This is a genomic window from Terrabacter sp. RAF57 (assembly GCF_052113925.1).
In the GTDB taxonomy this organism is placed as follows: Bacteria; Actinomycetota; Actinomycetes; order Actinomycetales; family Dermatophilaceae; genus Terrabacter.
The window spans coordinates 13,029-38,623 of sequence record NZ_JBFRDT010000008.1 but is presented as its reverse complement, the minus strand read 5'-3'; the positions used below and the strand labels follow the sequence as shown (position 1 = coordinate 38,623).

General features: G+C 70.8%; 25 protein-coding genes. 13 read left to right on the top strand and 12 right to left on the bottom strand.

The annotated features are described in order from the left end of the window. Positions 1 to 131: 131 nt before the first annotated feature. Both AB4Y83_RS11490 and AB4Y83_RS11485 read left to right on the top strand, forming a co-directional pair. Complete coding sequence (locus tag AB4Y83_RS11490) at positions 132 to 1,310, top strand: Gfo/Idh/MocA family protein (protein ID WP_442296956.1); 1,179 nt, start codon at positions 132 to 134, stop codon at positions 1,308 to 1,310. A gap of 49 nt (positions 1,311 to 1,359) precedes the next feature. Beyond that, positions 1,360 to 2,346, top strand: a complete 987-nt coding sequence (locus AB4Y83_RS11485; protein ID WP_442296955.1) for a sugar phosphate isomerase/epimerase family protein — start codon at positions 1,360 to 1,362, stop codon at positions 2,344 to 2,346. 84 nt (positions 2,347 to 2,430) lie between these two features. Here the strand turns inward: AB4Y83_RS11485 and AB4Y83_RS11480 are convergent, their stop codons facing one another. Continuing rightward, positions 2,431 to 4,026, bottom strand: a complete 1,596-nt coding sequence (locus AB4Y83_RS11480; RefSeq protein WP_442296954.1) for an alkaline phosphatase PhoX — start codon at positions 4,024 to 4,026, stop codon at positions 2,431 to 2,433. A 247-nt stretch (positions 4,027 to 4,273) separates the two neighbouring features. On the opposite strand from AB4Y83_RS11480, the gene AB4Y83_RS11475 reads away from it, so the two are divergent. Both AB4Y83_RS11475 and AB4Y83_RS11470 read left to right on the top strand, forming a co-directional pair. Continuing rightward, positions 4,274 to 5,665, top strand: coding sequence for a ferredoxin reductase family protein (locus tag AB4Y83_RS11475; protein WP_442274237.1), 1,392 nt, complete (start codon positions 4,274 to 4,276; stop codon positions 5,663 to 5,665). Between the two features lie 566 nt (positions 5,666 to 6,231). Then, positions 6,232 to 7,101, top strand: a complete 870-nt coding sequence (locus tag AB4Y83_RS11470; protein WP_442274236.1) for an oxidoreductase — start codon at positions 6,232 to 6,234, stop codon at positions 7,099 to 7,101. Positions 7,102 to 7,154: 53 nt separating this feature from the next. Here AB4Y83_RS11470 and AB4Y83_RS11465 read toward each other — a convergent pair whose 3' ends face one another. Together AB4Y83_RS11465 and AB4Y83_RS11460 are read right to left on the bottom strand one after the other, a co-directional pair. After that, positions 7,155 to 7,571, bottom strand: coding sequence for a nitroreductase/quinone reductase family protein (locus tag AB4Y83_RS11465; protein WP_442296953.1), 417 nt, complete (start codon positions 7,569 to 7,571; stop codon positions 7,155 to 7,157). Between the two features lie 106 nt (positions 7,572 to 7,677). Beyond that, complete coding sequence (locus tag AB4Y83_RS11460) at positions 7,678 to 10,401, bottom strand: GAF domain-containing protein (RefSeq protein ID WP_442296952.1); 2,724 nt, start codon at positions 10,399 to 10,401, stop codon at positions 7,678 to 7,680. A gap of 262 nt (positions 10,402 to 10,663) precedes the next feature. On the opposite strand from AB4Y83_RS11460, the gene AB4Y83_RS11455 reads away from it, so the two are divergent. After that, on the top strand, positions 10,664 to 11,341 hold the full coding sequence (locus AB4Y83_RS11455) for a Type 1 glutamine amidotransferase-like domain-containing protein (RefSeq protein WP_442297019.1): 678 nt from the start codon (positions 10,664 to 10,666) through the stop codon (positions 11,339 to 11,341). A gap of 40 nt (positions 11,342 to 11,381) precedes the next feature. Here the strand turns inward: AB4Y83_RS11455 and AB4Y83_RS11450 are convergent, their stop codons facing one another. Then, on the bottom strand, positions 11,382 to 11,975 hold the full coding sequence (locus AB4Y83_RS11450; protein ID WP_442274233.1) for a GNAT family N-acetyltransferase: 594 nt from the start codon (positions 11,973 to 11,975) through the stop codon (positions 11,382 to 11,384). A gap of 78 nt (positions 11,976 to 12,053) precedes the next feature. On the opposite strand from AB4Y83_RS11450, the gene AB4Y83_RS11445 reads away from it, so the two are divergent. Further along, on the top strand, positions 12,054 to 12,464 hold the full coding sequence (locus AB4Y83_RS11445; protein ID WP_442274232.1) for an MmcQ/YjbR family DNA-binding protein: 411 nt from the start codon (positions 12,054 to 12,056) through the stop codon (positions 12,462 to 12,464). A gap of 15 nt (positions 12,465 to 12,479) precedes the next feature. Here the strand turns inward: AB4Y83_RS11445 and AB4Y83_RS11440 are convergent, their stop codons facing one another. The 6 genes from AB4Y83_RS11440 to AB4Y83_RS11415 all read right to left on the bottom strand — a co-directional run bounded on the left by AB4Y83_RS11440 (position 12,480) and on the right by AB4Y83_RS11415 (position 16,319). Next, positions 12,480 to 13,040: an NYN domain-containing protein gene (locus AB4Y83_RS11440; RefSeq protein WP_442274231.1), complete on the bottom strand. Its 561-nt coding sequence runs from the start codon at positions 13,038 to 13,040 to the stop codon at positions 12,480 to 12,482. A gap of 60 nt (positions 13,041 to 13,100) precedes the next feature. After that, positions 13,101 to 13,301 (bottom strand): hypothetical protein, encoded by a 201-nt coding sequence (locus AB4Y83_RS11435; protein ID WP_442274230.1) that lies wholly within the window; start codon positions 13,299 to 13,301, stop codon positions 13,101 to 13,103. 49 nt (positions 13,302 to 13,350) lie between these two features. Continuing rightward, entirely contained in the window at positions 13,351 to 14,760 is a 1,410-nt protein-coding gene (locus AB4Y83_RS11430) for an alkaline phosphatase family protein (protein WP_442296951.1), read from the bottom strand. A gap of 264 nt (positions 14,761 to 15,024) precedes the next feature. Further along, positions 15,025 to 15,390, bottom strand: a complete 366-nt coding sequence (locus tag AB4Y83_RS11425) for a nitroreductase/quinone reductase family protein (RefSeq protein ID WP_442296950.1) — start codon at positions 15,388 to 15,390, stop codon at positions 15,025 to 15,027. A gap of 79 nt (positions 15,391 to 15,469) precedes the next feature. Further along, positions 15,470 to 16,102 (bottom strand): Clp protease N-terminal domain-containing protein, encoded by a 633-nt coding sequence (locus tag AB4Y83_RS11420; protein ID WP_442296949.1) that lies wholly within the window; start codon positions 16,100 to 16,102, stop codon positions 15,470 to 15,472. A gap of 4 nt (positions 16,103 to 16,106) precedes the next feature. Continuing rightward, positions 16,107 to 16,319, bottom strand: coding sequence for a helix-turn-helix domain-containing protein (locus tag AB4Y83_RS11415; protein ID WP_442274226.1), 213 nt, complete (start codon positions 16,317 to 16,319; stop codon positions 16,107 to 16,109). Between the two features lie 419 nt (positions 16,320 to 16,738). On the opposite strand from AB4Y83_RS11415, the gene AB4Y83_RS11410 reads away from it, so the two are divergent. The 4 genes from AB4Y83_RS11410 (at position 16,739) to AB4Y83_RS11395 (ending at position 19,743) form a co-directional block, all read left to right on the top strand. Then, entirely contained in the window at positions 16,739 to 17,602 is an 864-nt protein-coding gene (locus AB4Y83_RS11410) for a patatin-like phospholipase family protein (RefSeq protein ID WP_442296948.1), read from the top strand. A gap of 118 nt (positions 17,603 to 17,720) precedes the next feature. After that, complete coding sequence (locus AB4Y83_RS11405) at positions 17,721 to 18,326, top strand: dihydrofolate reductase family protein (protein WP_442296947.1); 606 nt, start codon at positions 17,721 to 17,723, stop codon at positions 18,324 to 18,326. Between the two features lie 160 nt (positions 18,327 to 18,486). Next, the gene (locus tag AB4Y83_RS11400; protein ID WP_442296946.1) at positions 18,487 to 18,891 is read left to right on the top strand and encodes a DUF1294 domain-containing protein; all 405 of its coding nucleotides are present in this window, start codon (positions 18,487 to 18,489) and stop codon (positions 18,889 to 18,891) included. A gap of 264 nt (positions 18,892 to 19,155) precedes the next feature. After that, positions 19,156 to 19,743 (top strand): DUF6529 family protein, encoded by a 588-nt coding sequence (locus tag AB4Y83_RS11395; protein WP_442296945.1) that lies wholly within the window; start codon positions 19,156 to 19,158, stop codon positions 19,741 to 19,743. 42 nt (positions 19,744 to 19,785) lie between these two features. Here the strand turns inward: AB4Y83_RS11395 and AB4Y83_RS11390 are convergent, their stop codons facing one another. Continuing rightward, positions 19,786 to 20,904 carry an ANTAR domain-containing protein gene (locus AB4Y83_RS11390; RefSeq protein WP_442296944.1) on the bottom strand — a complete coding sequence of 373 codons (1,119 nt, stop codon included), beginning with the start codon at positions 20,902 to 20,904 and terminating at the stop codon, positions 19,786 to 19,788. A 202-nt stretch (positions 20,905 to 21,106) separates the two neighbouring features. Here AB4Y83_RS11390 and AB4Y83_RS11385 point away from each other — a divergent pair, with 202 nt between their 5' ends. The 3 genes from AB4Y83_RS11385 (at position 21,107) to uvrA (ending at position 24,668) form a co-directional block, all read left to right on the top strand. Then, positions 21,107 to 21,550, top strand: coding sequence for a ferritin-like domain-containing protein (locus tag AB4Y83_RS11385; RefSeq protein WP_442296943.1), 444 nt, complete (start codon positions 21,107 to 21,109; stop codon positions 21,548 to 21,550). A 110-nt stretch (positions 21,551 to 21,660) separates the two neighbouring features. Next, positions 21,661 to 22,125, top strand: coding sequence for a phage tail protein (locus AB4Y83_RS11380; protein ID WP_442274333.1), 465 nt, complete (start codon positions 21,661 to 21,663; stop codon positions 22,123 to 22,125). A 56-nt stretch (positions 22,126 to 22,181) separates the two neighbouring features. Continuing rightward, on the top strand, positions 22,182 to 24,668 hold the full coding sequence (uvrA, locus tag AB4Y83_RS11375) for an excinuclease ABC subunit UvrA (protein ID WP_442274220.1): 2,487 nt from the start codon (positions 22,182 to 22,184) through the stop codon (positions 24,666 to 24,668). Between the two features lie 30 nt (positions 24,669 to 24,698). On the opposite strand, the gene AB4Y83_RS11370 is transcribed toward uvrA, so the two are convergent. Further along, entirely contained in the window at positions 24,699 to 25,595 is an 897-nt protein-coding gene (locus AB4Y83_RS11370) for a universal stress protein (protein WP_442296942.1), read from the bottom strand.

The following is a 25,595-nucleotide window of genomic DNA, read 5'->3' as shown; positions in this document are numbered from 1 at the left end:
CAGGACAGATTGTCAGAACAAAGTGTTGACAGGCGCGGGCGGCGCTCCGCACACTGGAGCCATCGTAACTTAAAGCGCTTTAAACCGCTCGTTGCGCCACCCTGACCGAGATGTCCAGAGAGGTACATCCCATGACGCAGTCACCCATCGGCGTCGCCGTCATCGGCGCCGGCATGGCGGGACGGGCGCACTGCGCCGGCTACCGCACCGCCCCCACGCTCTTCGACCCGCCGCTGCCGCCCATCCGGCATGCCGCCGTCATCGACGCGGACGAAGCCGTCGCCAAGGACGCTGCTGCCCGCTACGGCTACGAACGCCACGGCACCGACTGGCGCGAGCTGCTGACGGCCGACGACGTCCAGGTCGTCAGCGTCGTCGTCGCCAACCACCTGCACCGCGAGATCGTCGAGGCCCTCCTCGACGCCGGCAAGCACGTGCTCTGCGAGAAGCCGATCGCGGCGAGCATCGACGACGCCCGGGCCATGATCGCCGCCGCCGAGAAGCACCCGGACCTCGCGACCGGCACGGCCTTCGTCTACCGCCGCCAGCCCGCCGTCGCCGCGATCCGCGACCTGCTGCGCGACGAGCTCGGCGAGGTGAGTCACTTCAACGGCCGCTACTGGTGCGACTACGCCCGCAGCACCGAGACCCCGATGGCGTGGCGCTACAAGGGCGGCCCCGGCACCGGAGCCCTCGCCGACATCGGCAGCCACCTCATCGACCTCGCCGAGTTCCTCTGCGGGCCCATGGACTCCGTGAGCGGCGCGACGTTCACGACGAAGGTCACGGAGCGCGCCGTGCCGCTCGGCACGACCTACGGCCACGCCAGGGCCGAGCTGTCCGACGTGCGCGAGCCGGTCGAGAACGACGACGTCGCGACCTTCACCGCGCACTTCGAGTCCGGCGCCGTCGGCACCTTCTCGATCTCGCGCATCGCGCCGGGCCACGCGAACTCGCTCGCCTTCGACCTCATGGCCGAGCACGGCGCCGCGAAGTGGGACATGGACCGACCCGCCGAGTTCTCGGTCATCCGCAAGCTGCGCGACGACGGCCTCGACGGCTACAACCAGGTGCTCGCCGGCCCGGCCCACCCCTACGTCAAGGGCGGCCTGCCGATGGACTTCCCCGGCGTCTCCTTCGGTGTCGGCGACCTCTTCGGCTACCAGTGCCGCGCCTTCCTCGAGCAGGTCGCCGGCATCGAGGGTCTGCCGCCCGTCGCGACCTTCGAGGACGGCCTGCGCGACCTCACCATCATCGACGCGGTCACCCGCTCGGCCGCGGCCGACGGAGCGTCCGTCTCGCTCGCCTGACACGCGCTCGAATCCCATACCACCCCAGACACTTTCGAAAGGTTCGACCATGCAGCTCGGCGCCTACAACGCCTGCCTCGGCGACAAGCCCCTCGGCGAGGCCCTCGACATGATCGCGAGCCTCGGGCTCACGAGCGTCGAGATCAACTCCGGCGGCTTCCTGCCGCCCATCCACCTGCCCGTCGACGACCTCCGGGCGAGCGAGCAGGCCAGGCAGGACTACCTCGGCGAGTTCAGCTCGCGCGGCCTGACCCTGACCGCCCTCAACTGCAACGGCAACCCGCTGCACCCGGCCGCCGGCTTCCCGCACTCTCAGGACCTCATCGACTCGATCGAGCTCGCCGCGCTCCTCGGCGTCCCGCGCGTCATCACGATGTCCGGAGCTCCGGGCGGCGAGCCGGGCACCTCTGTCCCCGTGTGGAACCCGCTCCCGTGGTGGAGCCCCTTCCTCGACGTGCAGGACCACCAGTGGAGCGTCGCCGTGCCCTACTGGAAGGACATCCAGGCCCGGGCCGCCGCGGCGGACGTCCGCGTCGCCATCGAGATGCACCCGGGCAACATCGTCTTCAACCCGCGCACCCTGCACCGCCTCGTCGAGGAGACCGGAGCGACCCACGTCGGCGCCGAGATGGACCCGAGCCACCTCTTCTGGCAGGGCATCGACCCCGTCCTCGCCGTGGCCGACCTCGGCGAGCTCGTCTTCGTCGCCGCGGCCAAGGACACGCGCATCAACGACGCCGCGAAGGTCAACGGCGTCATCGACGACTCCTTCTACCGCGTCGCCCAGGGCGAGCCCGGCTACCTTCCGCTGGGTGGCGGCACGACCCTGAGCGGCTGGCCCGAGAGCCCCTCGTGGGACTTCGTCGCCGTCGGCCGCGGGCACGACACGGCCTACTGGACCGAGTTCCTCCGCGCCCTGCACAAGGTCGACCCCGACATGCCCGTCAACATCGAGCACGAGGACCAGGAGCTCGACCAGCTCGAGGGGCTGCGCTTCGCCGCCAACACCCTCATCGAGGCCGCGAAGGGCATCTGACGCCGCGCCGCCGCCCGGTTGAGGTAGGCGCGCCGCAGATTCTGCGGCGGCGATACCTCAACCGGGCGATCGGTGAGCGGCCCGTCAGTTCTGGCGGTCGCCGTTCCAGCTGATCTCCCACGTCGTGTTGTCGCCGTGCTGCTGGGTCCAGAACGTCCGCCAGGAGGTCGACGTCGTGGGCTGGGGCAGCTTGGCGCCGAGGAGACCGCCGACCGTCGGGTCGCCGTCGGAGACGTGGATGCCGGTGATCTCGTTGTCGCCGTCGTTGTACGACGGGCCGCTCATCGAGTCGAACGTCGCGGACGCGTCGCGGCCTTCCGCCAGGAAGCGGACCGGCCTCGGAGCGCGACCCCGCCCGGCGGCATACGCCCCCTCCTGCTCGCGGCCTTCGGCGAGGTTGAAGACGTAGCCGGAGTCGAGCGCGTTGCGCTGGGTGTGCAGGCCGTCGCCGGCGTCCTCGACGACGAGCAGGTCGTCCTTCGTCGCGAAGGTGATGTTGTCGAAGCCGGTGTGCTCGACGTCGCCGAGCGCGGCGATCGAGATGCGACCGGTGTCGGAGGTCGAGCTCGCCTGCGAGATGCGGAAGACGCCGCCGTACGCGCCGGGGAGGGTGCTCGAGGTGCTCGTGTCACCCGTCTCGGTGAAGTAGAACTCCTTGAATCCCGTGCCGGGCCGGAAGACGCCGTTCTCGGGGCGCTTGAGCGGCGTCGCGTTCGCTGCCTTGGCGGCGGCGGTGGCGTCGAACGCCTCGGTCGTGCCGGTGTGGATGGTGACCCACGCCGTCGCGAAGGACGAGCCGTACGTGTGCAGCGCACCGATGAACGGGTCCGACGGGTTGGACTGGAGCTGCGACGTCGTGGCCGGCGTGCCGTCGGCGCGCCTGATCTGCAACGCCTGGAGGGTGCCGCCCCGGGTGAGGTCGCTCTTGTCGTTCGGCACGAAGCGGTAGACGAAGCTGTTGGGCACCTTGCCGCCGCTCGCCCCGGCACCGCCGATGTCCTCGAGCATCCAGACGTTGCCGGCAGCGTCGTTCTGGATGCCCTCGAAGCCACCGGAGCCCAGCGCCGCGAGCCGCGTCGCCCTGCCTCCGTCGACCGGGTCGCCGCTCGCGTCGAGACTGACGGCGAACACGCCGCCCTTGGGGGCGCTCGACTCGGCCGTGAGGAGGAGCTGGCGGGTGAACGGGTCCCAGGTGATGCCGTCGATCGTCGGGTAGGCGTTGCCCGCGACGTCGGTGTCGGAGATCAACGTGACCCGCTTGAGGGGATCGGTCTCGTCGAGGTTGATGCGCGTGACGTAGCCGCGCGGACCGATCTCGTGGCCCTGGTAGAGGTAGTGCCTGCCGCCGAGGACGAGGTAGACGTTCTTGTCGGGCTCGGTCTTGTGGGCCTCGTTCTTCGTCTGCGTCAGAGGCGCACCGTCGAGGGTGTTGAAGCCGTAGTGGGTCACGCCGTTGGCGGTGTCGGGGTTCGTCAGCGGCAGGTTGCCCCAGGCGACGGACGTCTGGCTGGCCGACGGGGTGAGGACGTTGTTCTGCACGCCGAACTTCGGGTTGGCGTGCGGCACGCCCACGACGGGCAGGCCGCCGTGGGCGTCGGCGGAGGAGCCGCCGAGGGCGAAGGCGGCGGCTGCGGCGAGGGTGCCGACGAGCCCCGCCTTGACGATGGTGGGAGTGTGCACGGAGAAGCCTCTCGTGGGCCCCGGGGTGAGTGCCCGGGGTGGGTGAGCTGAGACCGCTCCACACTTTCGGCGGAGTCTGGGAGAACCCTTCGGATCCCGTGAACGGCGTGGAAGATCGCGCCGACGAGCCGGTGAAGTCTCGACGACCGGCCGGACGCGGCCACTGGCGGACGGGGTACGTGTCTGGGGATGGCCTGCTCGGGGAGCGCGACACAGGCCGACGCCATGTCCCCGCACGCATCGCCGCGTGCCGCCGAAAGCCGAGACCCCGATGGCCCTCGAGACCCAGCTGCGCCAGCGACGCCCCTACCGCGGCGCGCACCTCGTCACCCGCCTCGTCGGGCCGGCGACGATCGGCGCCCTCGTCGTCGCCTTCGCGCTGCTCTGGCTGCTGGCCCGACCAGTCGGCGACGCGGGCCAGTTCATCGGTCAGCTCATCGGCGCGGAGGGGGTCCTGCTCCTGTCGGTCGGCCTCGTCCTCATCAGCACACTGCGCTGGGTCGAGCAGTTCTTCGACGGCGTCGACAAGGCCGCGGTGTGGCACCGCCGGGTCGCGATGGCGGGCACGGCCCTCATCGGCGTGCACATCGCGTCGACGGGCAACCCCAACCCCACCCAGCTCGGTCCGACCATGGGCACGATCGGCATCGTCGGGCTCGCGACCCTCACCGTGTGGGCCATCGCCCCGCGTTGGCGCTCCATCACACCGCGACCGGCGCGCCCGCTCGTGGAGCGTTTCATGGCGGCGCCACCGATCCGGTTCGTCGGCAGGTGGATCGGCCGCTACGGGCTCTGGCGCGGCTTCCATCGCCTGACCGGGATCTTTCTGGGACTCGGGTTCGTCCACGGCCTCATGGACGCGACCGTCTTCGGCTCGCAGCTGCTGCGGTGGTCCTATGTCGCGGTCGGTGGCGTCGGTCTCGCCTTCTACCTCTACCGCGAGCTGCTGGCCCGACGTGTCGCCCGGACCCATGACTACGAGGTGTCGTCGGTGGCGCCCATCGACGACGCGTCGTACGAGATCTGGCTGCGTCCGCTCGGTGACCGCTTCGCCTTCCGCCCCGGCCAGTTCGCCCTCGTCAACCTCGAGGCCCGCGACCGCTGGCACCGCCACCCCTTCACGATCGCCAGCGGCCCGCAGGAGAAGGAGGTCCGGATCACGGTCCGCGCCCTCGGCGACTTCACGTCGAGCATCGGCGATCTCGTCGCGCCGGGCATGCCGGCCGTCATCAGCAGCCCACAGGGGCATTTCGACTTCACGCGGGGCACCGAGCACCAGGTGTGGGTCGCGGGCGGGATCGGGGTCTCGCCGATGCTCAGCTGGCTCCGCTCCGTCAGGCCCGGGGAGCTGCCGCACCGCGTCGACTTCTTCTACACGGCGCGAGGTCCGGCGCCTCTCGCCGACGAGGTCGCGCACCTGGTCGGCCACCACGAGGAGCTGCACCTCCACCTCGTCGACACCGAGACCGACCCGCGGCTCACGGTCGAGCAGGTGCTCGCGACGGTGGGCGCCGAGCCTCGCCTCCTCTCGGCCTTCCTCTGTGGACCGGAGCAGATGGTGAGCACGCTCCAGCGCGGGCTCGTGCGCGCTGGTGTCGGCCCGGCCAACGTCCACCGCGAGTTCTACAACCTGCGCTGAGCGCGCCCGAGCCTCCCTCGGTCGAGGTGCTCGGCTCGCAGATCCTGCGCGCCGAGCGCCTCGCCCGGGGTCTACGGCTACTTCGTGGCGCCGCCCTCCGAGGTCACGGGCTGGCCGCCGGCCGACGTCGCCGGCTTGGTCGCCGCCTGGGTCGGGCCCGACGCGGAAGCCGTGTCGGCAGCCGAGGTCGTCGCCGTCGTCGTGGCGGCCGACGTCGTCGAAGTAGGCGAACGTGTGCTTGTCCGGTTGCGAGGCAGGCGAACAGGCCGTTGCAGCCGATCTGGGTGACGGACCGCAGCCGGGTCTTGCCGAAGAGCGGGTCCGCGTCGTGCCGAGCGCGTAGCGGGTGACTCACGTTGTGAGTGCGCCGCACAGCGCGTGAGGCAAAGGACGAGGTTCGCCCACTTTCTGTTTGAATTCGACGAAATCCGTTGTCGGAGAGCGTGATTTCGCAGGTTGTGATGGCAATGGCGACCGTGGTCCGGAGCCGCGTGTCGAAGGTTGGCGCATCGGACGGGGCCGGCGGCCTTGCGTTGGAGCGCACTCCAACACCTAGCGTCGATGGGATGACCGACACCTTCCCCCTGGCAGACCGCACCGTTCGACGCGTGGGCTTCGGCGCCATGCAGCTCCCCGGCCCCGGGGTCATGGGCCCACCGCGCGATCGCGACGAGGCGCTCCGCGTGCTGCGCCGAGCCGTCGAGCTCGGCGTCGACCACATCGACACCGCCCAGTTCTACGGGCCCGACGTCAGCAACGAGCTGATCCGCGAGGCCCTCCACCCGTATGCCGCCGACCTGGCTCTCGTCTCCAAGGTGGGGGCGCGTCGTGACTCGGCCGGCGCGTGGTTGCCGGCCCAGAAGCCTGCAGAGCTGCGCGCCGACGTGGAGGCGAATCTGCGCGCTCTCGGGGTCGACCGCCTGACGGCGGTGAACCTGCGTCGGATGGACGCCGACGCGCCCGGTGCCGGTGAGGTGCCGCTCGAGGACCAGGTGGCCGAGCTCGCCGCCCTGCGCGACGAGGGCAAGATCGCCGGGGTCGGCCTCTCGACGGTGTCGGCTGCGGCTCTCGCTGCGGCGCAGGCGATCACGGAGATCGTGTGCGTGCAGAACCCCTTCAGCCTGGTCGACCAGACGGACGCAGACGTCCTCGACGCGTGCACGTCGGCCGGGATCGCGTACGTGCCGTACTTCCCGCTCGGCTCGGCCTTCCCGCACCTGCCGAAGGTCGTGGACCAGCCGGCCGTCCAAGCCGTGGCCGAGCGCCGCGGCGTGCCCGCGGCCCGGGTCGGCCTGGCGTGGCTGCTCGCCCGCGCCGACAACGTGCTGCTCATCCCGGGCACGTCGTCGGTCGCGCACCTCGAGGAGAACATGGCGGTCGCCGACCTCGAGCTGACCGACGACGACCTGGCCGAGCTGGCGGCGGTCGCCGCCTGACCGGGGCTGGGCGTCAGGCTGGGCGTTCAGCGGCGCCGCCGCGTCAGGGCGCGTCAGCGGCGCGCCAGGAGGACGACCGGGATGACGCGGTCGGTCTTCTGCTCGTACTGGGCGAAGCCCGGGTAGCGGCGCTTCTGCTCCTCCCAGACCGGCTCGCGCTCGTCGGGGGTCAGGACCTTCGCGTGCACGTCGATCGTCTCGACCTCACCCCCGGCGCCCACCTCGATCGCCACGTCGGGGTGGGCCTTGAGGTTGTGGAACCACGCCGGGTTCACGTCGAGGCCGGCGTAGGACGCGAAGACGGCCCAGCCTCCGTCGACGGCCTGGGACATCATCGGGTTGACGCGCGTCTCCCCCGACTTGGCGCCGGTGGTGTGGAGCAGGAGGAGGGGCGCGCCCGCGAAGTTGCCGCCGACCTTCCCGCCGTGGTCCCGGAACTCGGCAATGACCTTGTCATTCCAGTCGCTCATGCCCGTCAGGCTACGCGGGGTGGCCCGACCACAGCTGTGGGGCCGCCACCCATTCGTCGTCGGTCGACGAGGCGGTCCTCCGCGAGAGGGACCAGCGGCCGGTCGCTCATGACGTCCCTCCGTCGCCCGTCTCGTGGCTGGTCCCGCTCCCGGCCTCGGCCTCGTCCGCAGCGGCGATCTGGGCCAGCCGCCGTGCCAGGCTCGCCAGGTCGAGCCCTGCCTTCCCCGCGACGAAGGCGATCCGGCCCTCGAGTCGTCGCAGGTCCTCTGACGTCAGCGACTTCGCCGTGAGGACGACGATGGGTGGGCCGCTGTCTGTGCCGTCGGCCCCCAGCTCGTCGATGACGGCGAACCCGTCCGCCTCCGGCATGAGCAGGTCCATGATGACGACCGACGGGTTCACCGTGCGGACCAGATCCGCGGCATCGAGGCCGCCCGAGCACGTGTGGACCGTCCAGCGGAGCGGCTCCAGCGTGCTTCGCACGAGCTTGACTGCGAGCGGGTCGTCGTCGACGACGACGACGCTACGACCTTCGGGAAGGGTTCCCACCGGAACGGGATTCCGAGTCTGTTGCAGCGCTCGGCTGACGGCTGCGAGCAAGTGCTCCCCGGCGACCGGCTTGACGAGGTACTCCGTTGCGCCCAGAGCGAATCCGCGGCCGCGCTCGGGTTCGACACTGACGATCACGACGGGCACGGACGCCGTGGAGGGGTCCGCCTTCAGGGTCTCCAGCACGTCCCATCCCGTCATTCCCGGCAGGTGGATGTCGAGGACGACCGCAGCCGGCGACAGGTGGCGGACGGCCTCGAGTCCCGCCTCACCGGTGCCGACGGTCACAGGGTTGAGTCCGGCGGCGCGAAGGTGAAGCGCGACGAGCTCGGCCGATCTCTGGTCGTCCTCGATGACCACCACGGTCGGTCCGGAGTGCGAGAGGTCGTCGGCTGGCCACTGCTCGTCTCGCACCTTCGGAGGCACCACCGCCTGCGGGATCCTGAGGCCGAACGTGCTGCCTTCACCGAGAGCGCTCCGCACCCACATCGCGCCCCCGTGCAGCTCGACGATCTGCTTGCTCAGCGTGAGCCCGAGGCCTGTGCCCTCCGTCGTCGACGCAGACCTGCTGCCCTGCTGGAACGAGTCGAAGATGCGGGCCTGGTCCTCTCGCGAGATGCCGATGCCCGTGTCGGTGACCGTCACGACGAGGTCGCCTGCGTCGCGACGTGCGTGAACCCCGACGGAGCCCCCGTCCGGCGTGAACTTGACGGCGTTGCTGAGCAGGTTGAGCAGCACCTGCTTGAGGCGCAGCTCGTCGGCGGTGACGAGCCCGAGGCCCTGCTGGGCTTCGAGCGTCAGCTCGATGCCGTGCAGTGCCGCCCGCTCGCGCACCAGCGAGAGGGCCTGGCCGATGACGTCGTCCACGAGGAACGTGGTGAGGTCGAGCTCCATCCGCCCCGCCTCGATCTTCGACAGGTCGAGGATGTCGCCGAGCAGCGCGAGCAGGTGGCGGCCGGCATCATGGATGTCCTTGAGGTAGTCCTCCTGCCGCTCGTTGAGGTCACCGAACATCCGCTCGAGGAGCACCTCGGAGAACCCGATCACGGCGTTGAGCGGGGTGCGCAGCTCGTGCGACATGCTCGCGAGGAACTCGGACTTGTGCCTGCTCGCCTCGGCCAGGTCGGCGCTCTGCAGCTCGAGCTGCTGGTAGAGGCGGGCGTTCGTCAGTGCCACCGCGGACTGGCTGGCGAACGTGTCGAGCAGGTCGCACGTCTCACCGCTGAACGAGCCAGTCCTCTTTCGCCGGACGACCAGGACGCCGACGACCCGGTCAGGGCTGGCGAGCGGGACGGCGACGAGCGACTTCCAGCCGGCCGCGTGCAGGACGGCCAGGTGCTCGTCGAGCCGCGCCTCGTCCAGGTCGGGGATCTGCAGGACCCGGCGGGTCCGAGCCGCCTTGCCGACCCACGTCCGGTCGATGTGGATCTCGGCGGCCCGAAGGGCAGAGACCGTGTCGTCGCTCGTGCCGTACACGGTTCGCACCCGGAAGAGCCGGGTCGCCTCGTCGTACTCCATCAGCGAACCGCCGTCGGTTCCGGACAGCTCGACTGCATGCGACACGATCGTGGCGAGCATCTCGTCCGGGACGAGCGTCGAGCTGATCGCGGCGCCGACGTCGGCGAGACCCTCCAGCTGCTCGACCTTTCGTGCCAGCTCGGCGGACCTGCTCTCGAGGGCGGCCGACCTGCTCTCGAGCGCAGCGAACAGGTCGACGTGCCGTAGCGCGAGCGCCGCCTGCTCGGCGAACGTCGCGAGCACGCGCTCGTCGACGTCGTCGAAGGGGGCGACGCGGTTCCGCATCACGTTGAGTGCCCCCACCACCTCGTCTCCCACGATGAGCGGCGCGCCGATCATCGACCGGAAGCCGGCCATCCGTTGGAGGTCGGACCGGCTGTAGTCCGGGTCGGCGACGGCGTCGGTGATGTGGTGGATCCTGCGGTCGATGGTCACGCGGCCGACGAGGGTGCCGCGGTCGCGCTTGATGGGATGTTGCTCGAGGAGTCGGCGGTGTTCCTCCGTCATGCCGCTCTGGCGCGCGATGACGTACGTGGCACCCCTGACGAGGTAGATCTGCGCGACGGCCGCGTTGAGCAGCGTCCGGGCGTTCTCGACGACGGCGTCGAAGACCTTGTCGGGGTCTCCCGACGAGCTCGTCAACACCTTGAGGATGTCGCTCGTGGCCCGGAACTGCTCCTTGACCTGCGCAAGACGCCCCACGAGCGCCTGCCGCGACATCACGGCAATGCTGTCCTCCGGCGCCTCTCCGGACCTGACCATGCGCGGCTCCCCATCCTTGGTGCCTCGATGCGCTCCACCCTGCAGTTTCCTCCCCTCGGACGGCGCGCGGTCGGGAAAGTCGCAACCTCAGCCTTCCGAGCGCGGGCGTCACCGGAGCTGCCGACAGGACCTCCGGATGGACCGACAACCAAGAACGCTGCCCAGCGTCGCGTGTGTACGGTGTGAACACGCCTCGGACCTTCCCGCTCCGAGGTTGACCACGCTTGTCCTGTGGGACGGCACGACCTACGGAGCCAAGGCAATGCGTCTTCTCCTCACCTCTGGCGGAGTCACGAACTCGAGCATCTGCGATGCCTTGGTCGATCTGCTGGGCAAGCCGATCGAAGACTCGAGCGCTTTGTGCATCCCGACCGCCCAGTACGGTCATCCGTGGGTCGGTCCTGGCGTCAAGGCGTGGCAGTTCATCAGTGGAAACTCCCAGAATCCCATGGTCGACCTGGGCTGGAAGTCAGTCGGCGTGCTGGAGCTGACCGCGCTCCCCAGCATCGATGAGGAGCGCTGGGTGCCGCTGGTCCGGGAAACCGACGTGCTCTTGGTGGCCGGGGGCGACGTTCTCTATCTCTGCTACTGGATGCGGGAGTCTGGGCTGGCGGACCTGCTTCCATCCCTGACCGAGACGGTCTGGGTGGGGCTGAGCGCCGGGAGCATGGTGATGACCCCCGAGGTCGGGGAAGACTTCATCCAGTGGAGACCGCCGACCGGGGACGACAGCACGCTTGGCATCGTCGACTTCTCGATCTGTCCCCATCTGGCTCCGGACGGCATGCCGGGCAACTCCATGGCCGAGGCGGAGCAGTGGGTGGCCGGCATCTCCCATCCTGCGTATGCCATGGACGACCAGACGGCGATCAAGGTGGCCGATGGCACCGTCGAGGTGGTGTCAGAAGGGAACTGGAAGCACTTCCCTCGTGACCGCTGACGCCACCTCGAGCCAGAGATGGCCCTGACGGAGCCGACCGTCAGGCCGATGCGCCGAGTCGGTGTCGCACCACCCGCCGACGCAGGGTGGGCGACGCCTCCACCTCGTAGCCGGCGTCGAGGAAGACCTGCAGCAGCCCGACTGACGCCTCGTCCCAGATCACGGTCTTCCCGGGCGGCGGCTCGGTGGGGTAGCCCTCGAGGACGCGAGCGCCGACCTTCCTGCCGTACTCGACGGTGGCGGCGGCGAGCTCGTACATCAGTCCCTGTCGCCGGAAGCCCTTGCGCACGACGAAGCAGGTGACCGACCAGACGCCCTCGAGCTCGGGGTCCATGCGCATCCACGCCTTCTGCCGGGCCCAGATCCTCGGGTAGTTCTCCCGAGGCTCGACCGCGACCCAGCCGGCCGGCTCGCCGTCGACGTAGCCCACGAGACCGGATGTCGGGCCGCTCGTGCCGCAGCCGGCCTGCTCCAGGAGCGCAGCGTCTCGCTCGTCCTGAGTCGTGTCGCGCCAGATCCAGCCCGGGACCTTGAGCGCCTGGCAGCGGCACTTGGCGGCGCCACCGGCATCGAACACGGCCTCGACGTCCGCGGTCGTCGCGTCGTTGGCCGGTCGCCAGCTGAACTCGGGCACACCTCGAGACTAGTGGTGGCGCTGGGGACGCGCCGGGACGAGCGACCACCTGTCGGCGTGCGCTGGCAGACTCGGCGCGTGTCCAGGCCGCCGCGCATCGAGCCCTCCGGTGACGTCGTCGCGCGCCTCGGGTCCACTGCGCTGGCCCTGCCCGACGCCTACGAGGAGGACGCCTGGACGGGCATACGGTGGCGGGTGCGGAGCAAGACCTTCGCCCACGTCCTCGTGGCCCAGGAGGGGTACACCTCGGCATACCGCGACGTGACGGGCGTGACCGAGCCGACCACGGTGCTGACCTTCCGCTCATCCGGGGAGGAGCTGTCGGCGCTGGTCAACGCAGGTCCGCCGTTCTACCGGCCGCCGTGGTCGCCGACCGTCGTCGGCATGGTGCTCGACGACGACACCGACTGGGACGAGGTCGCCGAGCTGGTGACCGAGAGCTACCGGTTCTGCGCGCCCCACACRCTGAGGCGCCGACTGGACCAGTGACGGCGCGAGGCGGATCTAGAGGAAGTCGGCCGGGTCGAAGTCCTCGATCGCGATGACTCGGATCCGCGGCAGCGACTCCCGGAAGGCCTGCACGTCGTACTCGAGGTCGAAGGTGGCCAGACCCTGGGCCGTCAGCTCGAGGAACGCGTTGCTGCGGAACTCCTGGAATCCGACGACCCCCACCCGCCGGCCGTCCAGCAGGTCACCCACCTGGTCGACGAAGTCCCCGTCGTTGCTGACGAGGAGCACGTCGGCCCGGCGTTGACGGATCTCGACGAGCGTCCGCTGGATGGCGATGTCGACGACCTTCTCGCCCGGCGCGCCGGAGAGCGGGACGGGCCGGTAGCCGATGGCCATCAGCGCCTGGACGAACGGCATGGGCAGCTCGTTGTTGGCCGCGAGGAAGAAGAGCCCGGCGGCCGGCTGGTTCCACAGCTCCTGCGCGAACTGGAGCAGCCGTTCCCACCTCGGGCGCTCCTCGGGGCGCGGGCGCCGTCCCAGGATCGAGGTCCCGAGGGTGGCGTCGATGTTCTCCCCGTCGATGAGGACGTACGTGATGCGGGGAGTCTCAGCCATGGGATGGAGCCTACGTCCCCCGCCGCTCTCGCAACTCCGCCCAGCGAGGCGGGCAGCGGCCTAGGGCCAGGCGGCCGTGAGATAGGCGACCACGAGGACGCCGAGCGAGACCGCCACCAGGAGGGCACCGATCTGCGTCTGCCTGCTCCGCCGGGCCGAGACGTCACGCCCGGACCGGTCCGGCCCCGACTGGGAGGCCCACACGATCATGCCGAGGCCGGCCACGAGCAGCACGCCGACGCCGACCCAGAAGTACGTCATCGCTCACCGGACGCCCTCGGCAGGGCCGGACAGCCCACGGCAGACCAACTCAACACTCGTCCCCGTTCGTCAGCCGCTGCGTGCCTTCCAGTCGGACCGCGTCGAGCGTGTCTTCCCTGAGCCCGAGGGCGCGGAGGACGGTCGGCGCGATCTGTCGCAGCGAGACGGGACAGACGAGGGTGCGACCGCCCTTGCGACCGGGTTCGATGATGACCAAGGGGACGTGAGTGTCTTCGGCGCTACCGCTTCCGTGGTCGACCAGCTTCGCGTTCGGCGCCGCATAGACGACCCCGGTCGCCGGCTGCACGACGACGTCGGGGATCCGGCTCGCGTTGCCGCCGAGCTGTCCGGCGAAGAGCTCCGCGACTGCGGCACCGCTGGTGACGGTGCTGGCCCCGACCGTCGCGGCGTTCGCCTCGAGCACGGCCGCCACGTCGGCTGCTCGGGTGCGATCCGTGAGCCAGATGAGTGCCATCGTGTCCGCCGTCACCTGCGCGGTCAGGCCGGGCTGGACGCTGTTGATGAGCGGAGCGAAGCCGGCTGGGTCTATCCACCGCAGGGTGGAGCGGTCGACCGGGCTGTTGGCGTGCTTGGCGGTCAGGATGATCATCGTGTCGCCGTTCAGCCCGTTGGCCTCGACCCGGCTCAGCATCCGGCCGACCGCGCCGTCCACGTAGTCGAGCGCCTGCGCGAGCCCGGGGGCGCTCCCGGCGAGGGGGCCGATGGTGGTGACGCTCTGGGGGATCGTGCCGGCACCGTCGACGTAGCCGGAGAACTTCTGCCCGATGTTCGGTGCCTGGAAGTTCATGCCGAAGATGGCGGGGACGCCGACGACCGCGGTGCCGTCGTGGTCGAGCCCGTCGATCTCGTTCAGCACTGCCCGGACCTTGAGCTCGTCGTTGGCCATGATCTTCGTGATGTCCGCCTTGGCCGCGTTGAACTCGGGGCCGTAGAAGTCGTCGATACCCGTGCCGGAGGGACCGGACAGGATCTCGTAGCTCGGGTGCTTGTCAGCGACGGCCGTGCGCAGCCCTGCCGCGTGCGCCACCTCGTAGATCGTGTTCACCTTGAGGAACTGATGCGGGTAGACGACGCTGCACCCGTGGTCCGGGTCACGAGGCAGCTTGGCCGGGTTGATGTCGGCCACGCTGTCGCCCGTGTTGGCGTTGACGTTGATCGTCTGGTTGAACGGAACGAGCGCGCCCCGCGTACTGCAGTCCGAGCCTGCCGGCGAGAGGCTGTTGTCCCAGGACACGTCGTAGTAGACCCCGGTCGACCGCGGTGACCCGCCTGTCGCCATGGCGAGCGTGCCGGGAAACGAGTCCGACGGTGTCTGGGCTGACGCGTTCGAGTAGCGACGTCCTCGTGCCACGACCTCCGCCAGCGCGGATGTGGGATGCGCCGCGACGTAGTTCATCAGATCGACGTCGTGAAACCCGTCGAGGCTGAGCAGCAGCACGTGCTCCACCTTCGGATTCACCTGCGTCGACGCCGAACCGATTGGGGCAAAGGACAACGCTCCGACGATCGGCGCCGTCACCAATGCAACAGCTCGCCACCCGGTAGTACGCACGGCTCCCCCTCAGGGCCGAAGACTTTCCGACCTATTGACGTTAGCGCCGGAATGGCCCGGTCTGACACCGTTTCGCACACATCCGTCAGCGATGAACGGGGTCGCCCCGGTCGCTCACCCCCATCCCCCGTCGATCTGGGAGCGGACACGTCACTCATCACGGGCTGTCAGCCTGACCATGGGTGAGCCGCTCACCCATTCGTCCATGGAGTACGGCTGGGCTGCGTACCACGGTTGGAGGCGCCAGGCCTCTTCGGTGACGTGTCGCCGCATGGTCGGATCCGTCACCTCGTCTGCCACGACTGCACGATCGTCGGCCGGCTCACGCAGGTGCAGCACCGCCTCGCGATGTGCGCGCAGGTTGGCCAGCCAGTGCCTCGAGCCGGGAGTGCCGGTCAGGACGATCTGTCCGTCGACCACGACGTACCAGATCTCGATCCTGGTGACGCGGCCGCTCCTGCGCCCGACAGTGCTGATCTCGCAGGTGCCGGTCGGCGGCAGCTCCACCACGTCCATCCATGAAGGCTAGGGAACATCGCGGTGACGTGCCGCGAACCAGTGGGCACTGCCGGGGCAGAGCGGGGCAGAGCGCCGATCAGCCGGCGCGGCRGCCGTGGTCGACGAGGTCGGCGCGCACGGCCAGCGGTTCGGCGCCGATGGTCTTCATCAGCAGGGTGACCGCCTCGTCGTCGGCGCGCAGGAGACCGAGGGCGATGTGTTCGGTGCGGATCTCGCGGTCGCCGGCGCGGACCGCCTCACGCAGTGACAGCTCGAGCACCTTCTTCGAGCCACGCGCAAACCGAATGTGACCACCCCACCCGAACCGCCCCCGAGCGGCCCGTGCGTCGTCGTCATCGGCTTCATCCGACGGTGCGGTGCGGCCCGCGTCTCGGGTCGCTCCTGAGGCCGGCTCGTCGAGTGCCCCTTGGCCGAAGCGACGCTCGGCGGCCTCACGAATGGAGTCGAGATCGATGCCGAGGGACCGCAGCGCCGCGGCGTCCTCCTCGCCGAGCGGGACCCACTGCGGGGATGGCGCCACACCCAGGCACTCGGCGACGGCAGTCGTCGTCACACCGTGGGCGGCGAGGACGTCGGTGACCCCGCTGCCCTCCTCGGTCAGCGCGAGGAGGAGGTGAACCGGGCGCACCTCCTCGGCCCCGAGGTCGCGACAGCGGGCCCGAGCCGAAACCACGACGGTGCGCGCATCCTGGGCGAAGCGTTCGAACACGGGTCTACCTCCGGGCGTGCTTGCGGTGGACGGTCTGCTTCGAGACACCGAGCGCGTCGGCGATCTCTTGCCAGGACCAGCCCTTGCCCCGGGCGTTGCGCACGTGCAGGGCCTCGAGCTGGTCGAGCAGCCGACCCAGCGCGGCAACGGCCCGCAGTCCGACTGTCGGGTCGGAGCTGTCGAGGTCGCCTGCAAGGTCTGTGGCGGTCCTGGTCATGCCTGTCAGCATATGCTGACAACTCCAGGTCGTCAACACATGCTGACGGAGAGCCCAACCGCCAGTGCAGGGGCTCCCCGAGTTGACCCGCCGACACGTGCCCGGGAGGCGGCAGGACACCCCGGGGTCGCCTGACGATGCGCACTGCGCCGTCGGGCTGCTAGCGTCCGAGTGATCGTGATCCGTCCGCAGGAGGTGAGACCCGTGAACACCGCAACCGCACTGGGTGCTCCCCCGCAGTCCACGATCGCGCGACCGACGTAGTCGCCACAGGGAGGCCCTCCACGCAACCCGCGAAAGGCACTCCCATGAACACCACTCCTTCCTCGACGCCACGAGACCCACAACACGGGAACTGGCCGATCGCCCAGCAAGCCCATGCCACAAGCCAATCGGCCTCCACCGACCAACGCGCCCTGGTGCTGGCCGGCGCGGGAGCCGCAGGCAACGCGTGGGAGCTCGGCCTCGTCGCCGGGCTCTCGGATGCCGGCGTCGACCTCACGGAGGCCGACCTCGTCGTCGGGACCTCGGCCGGGTCGACCGTCGCAGCCCAGATCACCGGCAGCACACGCCCCACGGAGCTGTATGCCGCCATCCTCGCTGAGGTGCCCCCGCCTCCGTCCCGGGGTGGCGGGGCCCACCGACGAGGCGGATCGAACGGCTCGGGCTCGAACTACCTGGAGTGGTCGGACACGATCATCGCGACGTCGGAGAACGCCTACGACATGCGTCGTCGGATGGGCGCGGCCGCGCTGGAGCGGGAGGCGGCCAACCCGTCCGACCCGACGCGGTGGCGCAGCATCGTCGCGTCCCGTCTCCCCCACCACGACTGGCCGCGACAGCGCATCCTCATTGCCGCCGTCGATGCGGACACCGGGGAGGCCGTCGTCTTCGACCGGGACAGCGGTGTCGACCTCGTGGACGCCGTTGCCGCCAGCACCTCGGCGATGACGCCCTATCGGATCGGCGAGCACCACTACCTCAACGGCGGCTACCGGCGCAGCGAGAACGCCGATCTGGCAGCGGGCTACGGGCGGGTCCTCGTCCTGTCACCCTTCAGCGGCCGGACGCGCATGCCGCTCGAGTGGGGCATGGACCTCGCCAGCCAGGTCGCGGAGCTGCGGGCGGGTGGCAGCAGGGTCGAGACCGTCTTCCCGGACGGCCGAGCGGGTGACGTCTTCGGCGCCAACGCGCTCGACCCGTCGACGCGTCTGCCTGCCGCGCGAGGAGGCTACGACCAGGGCGTCGACCTCGCGGAGCAGCTGGTCGAGCTCTGGGCCTGACCGGGCTCCCACCCGCCCCCGCGAGAACGTTCGGTGCTCGCTGTCCGACCGAGGCGGTGCTGTTCGTTGCCAGAGTAGAGCAGTTCACACGCACCCACCGTGGAGAGGAACCACCACCATGTCTGACGTCGTCGCCATCATGTCCATGTCGCTCGACGGCTTCGTCGCCGGTCCCGACGACGACGTGATGCAGGTCTTCGACTGGTACTTCGCCTCCGGTGACGTCGAGTTCACCACCGGAGGCTCGGACCCCATGACGTTCCGGGTGTCCGAGCCGAGCGCCCGGTGCCTCCGCGAGCTCACGCCGCAGCTCGGGGCCGTCCTCACCGGACGCCGCACCTTCGAGGTCGCCCAGGGCTGGGGCGGCAACCACGCGTGGGGCCCGGCCTTCGTCGTCACTCACGACGTCCCGGACGGGTGGCCCCGGCCCGGGTCCACCGTCCACTTCGTGACGGACGGCATCGAGAGCGCGGTGCGTCAGGCCAAGGACGCCGCCGGCAAGAGGTCCGTGGGCGTCCACGGCGCCGACACGATCCAGCGGCTGCTCAACGCGGGACTGGTCGACTACCTCCAGATCGACCTCGCCGCAGTGCTGCTCGGCTCCGGGGTGCGACTCTTCGACCACATCGCGACGACGCCGGCCGTCCTCGGCGACCCGACCGTCATCGCCGGCGTCGGTGTGACGCACCTGCGCTATCCGGTGCGCCCGGCCCACTCCTCCTGACAGAGCTCGCCCCTGACCGGCCGCGCCGCCGATCCGACCGTCGTTCGCGAATCCTCGCCACGGGCGGCAGGGCGGGCCGCATAATGTCCGGTCAGGACGACCCGCTCCCCCTCGAGCCAGGCTGTCCCGCCTGACGATCCCGAGCCGAGGAGCCGAAGAGATGCCCGCAGACAACCGCGTCGGACACCGGCGTGGACGCCGCCGAGCGCGCGGCAGCCTGCTGGCGGTCGCCGTCGCGATCCTCTTCTTCGGCCTCCTGGGGGTCCTCCTGGTGCGGGACATCCTCCCGGTCTGGCTACCGGTCGCCTACCTCCTGCTGAGCGGCGTCGCCTTCGCGATGTACCACGCGGACAAGTCGGCGGCATCGGTCAGTGGCAAACGGCGTACGCCGGAGTCCACGCTCCACACGATCGACCTCCTGGGTGGCTGGCCGGGGGCGCTCGTCGCGCGACACGTCTTCCGGCACAAGACGGTCAAGCAGCCCTTCCGCACGGTCTTCTGGCTCACCGTCCTCGCCAACGGCGCGGCCCTCGCCTGGCTCGTGCACGTGCTGTCGCCCGTCTAGATCCAGCCCGGGCCACGTCCCCGCCGATATCGCTGGAACCGGGACACGACCCCCAATGGGTCGGACACTTCCCAAGCAGTTCCAGGGAACCCACCGGCCGTCGGCCTCTGAGCGATTCGCTGGCGCCGCCCTTCTCGGCGTGGAGCCGGCCAGCCGGCACGGACTGACGGCCCCGCGCACGCCGGGACCCTCCGTCTCAGGCGACGGGCTCGGTCTTGAGCCGTTCCTCTCCCGCACGGGCCGGGCAGGGAGGATCCTGAGACCATGGCTGACAGCAGGCCTGCGAAGAGCCTGGCGATCCCCTTGGCGGCGTTCGCCGTGGGCGGGGTCGTCGCTCTGCTCGTCGGGGTCTTCGGCAAGGTCCACGACCCGACGCTCGCCGGCACGACGACGTTCGGCTTCCGCACGGTGATCGACATGAAGGTCGTGCTGTCCGTGGTGATCGGGGTGCTCGCGCTGCTCCAGCTCGTCGGTGCCCTCTGGCTCTACGGCAGGCTCGGCATCGGAGCGCCGTCCTGGCTCGGCACCGCCCACCGCATCTGCGGCGCGGTCGCCGTCGTGCTCATCGTCCTCGTCGCCTACCACTGCCTCTGGGCGCTCGGCCTCGAGTCCGGGACGCTCCGTGACGGCGAGCCCGTCTCCACGCGCACCGTCGTGCACGGGATCCTCGGGTGCGCCGTCATCGGTGCCGTCGTCGTCAAGATCGTCGCGGTCCGGTCCAGGCGCGCACGCGGCTGGTTCCTGCCCGTGGCAGGCGGTCTCCTCTTCGCGCTGCTCATCGGCGCCGTGCTGACGTCGGCGATCTGGTACATCGCGGCCCGGGGCTGGCCGGGCTCGGGTGGCTACGGCTGACCCCTCAGCACCCGTGATCGTCACCCGATGTATGCCAGGTGCTCAGGCCCCGCCCGCATCGCCGGCTCGCGCAGGCGGGCGGGTCGCACCCGAGTCCGCCCGCAGGGCGTCGCTGCTGTCGAACTCGCCCGTCTGCGCCACCGTGACAGCCACCGACCGGAGCTTCTCGTTGAGCCGCTGGGACGCCCGTCGCAGCGCGTCGAACGCATCCTCCGGGGTGAGCTTCAGCCGCTCCATGAGGATCCCCTTGGCCTGGCCGATGACGTCCCTGGACACGAGTGCCTGGTTCAGCCCCTCGGCCAGGTCCTTGAGGTCGCGACGTTCGTGGGCTGCTCCCGCGGCCATCCCGGCGTGCGCAGCCAGGATGAGCCCGATGTCCCGCGCGTCGTCGCTGAACGCATCCGGCTCGGCCCCGTACGTGTTGAGCGAGCCCCCGCCGCCGTCGGTCCACAGTCTCGGCGCGGCCAGGCGGTAGGAGGCGGCGGACTCGGCGCCGTGGTCGACCGGGCGTGACGCCAGCGTCGGCCAGCGGGTGTCGGGGAAGGCCCGCGCATACACGACGGCCTCGTCCACCGCGTCCAGGCAGGGTCCCTCGTGTGCCTCGTACTGCGCGTCGTCGACGGCCGTGGCGGCCGAGGCCGTGGTCGCTGCGGTCTGGAAGGCCCCGCCCTCCCGGAGCGTGACGCTGGCCATCCGGCACCCCGCGATGGTGCCCACCGCGGCCTGGGCGATCCGCGACATGACCTCGTCGAAGGAGTCGGCGGCGTAGAGGTGCTCGGYGACCTCGGCGAACGCCGCGGCCAGTTTGGTCGTCGGAGTGGCCACGAGCCGTCGCTCGGCAGCCTCGTCCCGGTCGACCTCGGCGGCATCGCGTGAGGCGGCCATCTCCTCACGGTCCTCGAGCGCCCGTGCCCGGCCGGCGCGGTCGGCAGCTCGGGAAGCAGCCGATTCGACACTGTCGCCTGTGGATCCGAGCTCGGCCGCGCGGGCGTCCAGCTGCCGTTCCAGCTCGTCCAGCCGAGCCTGTCGCGCGTCCGCGATCGCGTCCCTCGCGTCCGCGACGGCGTCGCGCTCAGCCGCCAGCTCGTCACGTCGGTCGGCGACGAAGTCGCGCTTCTCGGCCGCCCACTGGCGCTCGTCCTCGACCGATTCCGATGCCATCGCCGTGGCCTCCTCCCAGACGCCCGGATGCTGCCTCGACTCTATCGCCGAGCGGTGCTCGTCAGATCGCTACGCGTGAAGCGCCGACCGCGAGCACCGGCTCGTGGCACACCCGGCGCGGGGGATCCGGGCCGCCCGCGGTTGGGTCGTGACGCCGTCGGGTAGGACCCGAGGGACCAGCAACCTGATCGAAGGAGTGCACATGTCGGATGACGAGAAGGTCGCCAAGGACCTCGTGGAGACGCTGAAGGACGGCGAGCGCGGATTCGCCTCAGCCGCGGAGAAGCTGCGTGACAGCGACCGCGCCGGGTGGGCCACCACCCTGCAGCGGCTGTCCGAGCAGCGCGCCGGCTTCCACCGCGAGATCGTCGAGATGGGCCATGAGTACGGCGACGACGTCGACGAGAGCGGCTCGGTCGCAGCGAACCTGCACCGCGGCTGGATCTCGCTCAAGGACGCCCTGACCGGCGACGACGCGGGCAGCGTCCTCGGCGCGGCCGTGACCGGCGAGGACCACGCGGTCTCCGAGTACGAGAAGGCCGAGAAGGCCGACCTCAGCGCCGGCTTCCGCGCCGTCGTGACCCGCCAGCACGCCGCGATCGTGGCTGCCCGCGACGAGGTCAAGGCCCTCCAGGTCGCCGACTGACGGCGCCCGGGCTCGGCCTGGCCCCTCCACCGGCCCCGGTCCGGTGGAGGGGTCATCGCGTGGGCGCGGCGCTACTGTGGCGACGAAGCCCCGAGACCAGGAGGTATGCCGTGTCGTTCGTCGTCGACTTCGTGGACGTGTCCACCGAGGGGCTCGAGAGCTCCCCCGTCGCGGAGGCGCTGGCTGGCCTCCGGGCCAACGAGGCGCGCTACTACAAGAACAAGTACGACCACGTCCTCACCGTCGAGCCCGCGGCAGACGCGAGCGAGATCGTCGAGTACGTCCACCGCATCCTCGCGGAGGAGCGTGACCTCACGATCGAGTCGCGGCCCATCGAGGCCACGGCGTTCGAGGTCGACGGGCTCAGGATGGCCTACGTCTTCTACGAGTCCGGCCTGTCGATCAACGTCATGTACGCGATCGACCCGGCCGGCAAGCGCGCCGTCGGCTTCAAGCTCTCCGACGGCATGGAGGTCCCCGAGGAGCTCGCGTCCCGGTTCAAGTTCGCCCGCCAGAAGTCGAAGCTGGCCGGCACGATCCGGGGCTCCTACTTCGTCATCAAGGGCGAGTACTGACCCGACCGGCCACGACCGATGGTGCCCGCCCGGGCCCGAGCGACTAGACAGGTCACGTGCACCTCGACCCGACCGACCACTTCGTCCACGTCCGCGGAGCCAGCGAGCACAACCTCAAGACCGTCGACGTCGACCTCCCGCGTGACGCGATGGTGGCCTTCACCGGTGTCTCCGGCTCGGGCAAGTCTTCTCTCGCCTTCGGCACCCTCTATGCCGAGGCGCAGCGGCGCTACTTCGAGTCGGTGGCGCCCTACGCCCGCCGGCTGCTCCAGCAGGTCGGCGCCCCGCACGTGCAGGAGATCACCGGCCTGCCGCCGGCCGTCGCGCTCCAGCAGCGCCGCGGCGCCCCGAGCTCGCGCTCGACCGTCGGCACGCTGACGACCCTCTCCAACCTCGTGCGGATGCTCTACTCCCGCGCCGGCACCTACCCCGTCGGCGCGACCCGCCTCGAGGCAGAGGCCTTCTCCCCCAACACCGCCGCCGGGGCATGCCCCGAGTGCCACGGGCTGGGCGAGGCCCATGACGTCGCCGAGGACCTGCTCGTCCCCGACCCGTCCCTGAGCATCCGCGACGGCGCGATCGCGGCGTGGCCGGGCGCCTGGCAGGGCAAGAACCTCGTGCGCGTCACGAGGACCCTCGGGATCGACGTCGACGCACCGTGGCGTGACCTCTCCCGCACGGACCGCGACTGGTTGCTCTACACCGACGAGCAACCGCGGGTGCTCATCGACCGGCGCGGTGAGGCTGACGACACGACCGGCCGCGACTACCACGGCACCTTCTGGAGCGCCCGCAAGCACATCCGCCACACCCTGGCCGACACGAAGAGCCAGATGATGCGCGACAAGGCCCTGCGCTTCGTCCGCAGCGTCCGGTGCCCGGCGTGCCACGGCACGGGACTGCGGGAGGACGCCCTCGCCGTCACCTTCCGCGGGCTGAGCATCGCGCATACCAACGCGTTGTCCTTCACCGACCTCGCGGCCCTGGTGCGCCCCGTCGCCGAGCTGACCGAGGCCGGCGCGGCGACGTCGTCCGCCGCGTCGGGCGAGGCCACCGAGGTCGCCGTGCGCCTCTGCACCGACCTCCTCGCGCGCGTCCAGGTGCTGCTCGACCTCGGCCTCGGCTACCTCTCGCTGGGACGCAGCTCGACGACGCTCTCCCCCGGGGAGGCCCAGCGCCTGCGCATCGCGTCCCAGCTGCGGTCCGGCCTCTTCGGGGTCGTCTACGTCCTCGACGAGCCGTCCGCGGGGCTGCACCCGGCCGACGCCGCGCCGCTGCTCGAGGTGCTCGACGCGCTCAAGCGCTCCGGCAACTCGCTCTTCGTCGTCGAGCACGACCTCGACATCGTCCGCCGCGCCGACTGGGTCGTCGACATCGGCCCGGGCGCGGGCGAGCAGGGCGGCCACGTGCTCTACTCGGGTCCGGTCGACGGACTCGAGCACGTCGAGGCCTCGGTCACCGGGCACCACCTCTTCGGCCGCGCCGAGCGTCCCCCGCGACCGCAGCGCGAGCCCCAGGGCTGGCTGCACCTGCGCGGGATCAGCCGGCACAACCTCGACGACGTCTCCGTCGACGTCCCGCTCTGCGTCCTGACGGCCGTCACCGGCGTCTCGGGGTCGGGCAAGTCGACGCTCGTCACCCAGGTGCTCTCCGAGCTCGTCCGCCGCCACCTCGGCCAGAGCCCCGACGACCCCCAGGAGACCGAGCTCGAGATCGACGTCGACGACGCCACCGGCCTCGAGTCGTTCGATCGGCTCGTCCGTGTCGACCAGCGGCCCATCGGGCGCACCCCGCGCTCCAACCTCGCCACGTACACCGGCCTCTTCGACGCCGTGCGCAAGCTGTATGCCGCCACCCCCGAGGCGCGCGAGCGCGGCTACGGCGCGGGCCGCTTCTCCTTCAACGTCGCCGAGGGACGCTGCGAGACGTGTCAGGGCGAGGGCTTCGTCTCCGTCGAGCTGCTCTTCCTGCCCGGCACGTATGCGCCGTGCCCGACCTGCCACGGCGCGCGCTACAACGCCGCGACGCTCGAGATCACCTACCGCGGCAAGAACGTCGCCGACGTGCTGGCCCTCTCCGTCGAGGAGGCCGCCGACTTCCTCGCCGACGTGCCGGCCGCCGCGCGCAGCCTCACGACGCTGCGCGAGGTGGGGCTCGGCTACCTGCGTCTCGGTCAGCCCGCCACCGAGCTGAGCGGTGGGGAGGCCCAGCGGATCAAGCTGGCGACCGAGCTCCAGCGGGCCCGGCGCGGGCACGCCCTCTACCTCCTCGACGAGCCCACGGCCGGGCTGCACCCGGCTGACATCGCCCTGCTGCTGCGCCAGCTCCACACGCTGGTCGACGCCGGGAACACCGTCGTGCTCGTCGAGCACGACCTCGGCACCATCGTCAGCGCGGACTGGGTCATCGACCTCGGCCCGGGCGGTGGGGACGCGGGAGGCCGTGTCGTGGCGACGGGCACCCCGGAGCAGGTCGCGGGAGTCGAGGGGAGTGCGACAGCGCCCTACCTCGCCGCCCAGCTCTCCTCCAACACGGACCGGTAGCGGCCGGATCTGCCTGGTGCAGAAGGAGGCTCAGCCTGCTCGAGGGGCCGGCACGAGGTAGACGGGCACCGGCGTCGAGCGGATGATCTTCGAGGCGCGCGAGCCGAGGAAGAGCCGGGCCGCCGGGGCCGACGAGCTGGGACCGACGACGAGCAGGTCGCCGTCGCTCCACTCGACGTCCCAGATCGCCGTGCTCCACGAGACCCCCTCGCCGACGACGAGCGACCGGGCGAGACGCTTGGCCAGTGCGGCGTCGTGGGCTCCCACCTGGGCGCGGAGAGCGCTCGTCGTGCGCGCCACCCACCGGTCGACGACGAGGTCGTCGGCCGACTCCTCGACGCTGCCGTAGATCCGCTTGGGCGGCCGGACGGCGAACGACACGGCCCGCAGGCTCGCACCGAGGGCTTCGGCGACCCCGGCCCCCGCGGCCGCCACGTGCGACGCGCCCGCAGACCCGCCGAAGCCGATGCTGACCCGGCGGATGCGAGAGCCCGGCGTGGGTCGGTATCCGAGGGGGGCCAGGAGCACCGGCAGGGGCGCCGAGTGCACGAGCCGGTCGGTCACGCTGCCGAAGGAGATGCGACCCAGCGCGCCCTTGCTCGACGAGCCGAGCACGAGGGCGGACGCGTCGACCTCGGCCGCCAGCTCGAGCAGGCCGGCGGGGATCGACGATGCCGCACGCACCACGAAGCTCGCCTCGACGTCAGGAGGCAGCGCCGCCCGGGCCTGCTCGAGGACCGACTCGCCCCAGTCGCGGAGCGGCCCGAGGTAGTCCCCGTCGACGAACTCCGCGGCCCCCGCTGCGTGCGGGGTCGTCACGACGACGGCAACGGTGAGGGGCTCACCCGTCGACCGAGACAGCACGGCGGCCAGCTCGAGCGCCGACGCGCCGCTGTCCTGCGCCGTGTAGGCGACGACGATGGCCAC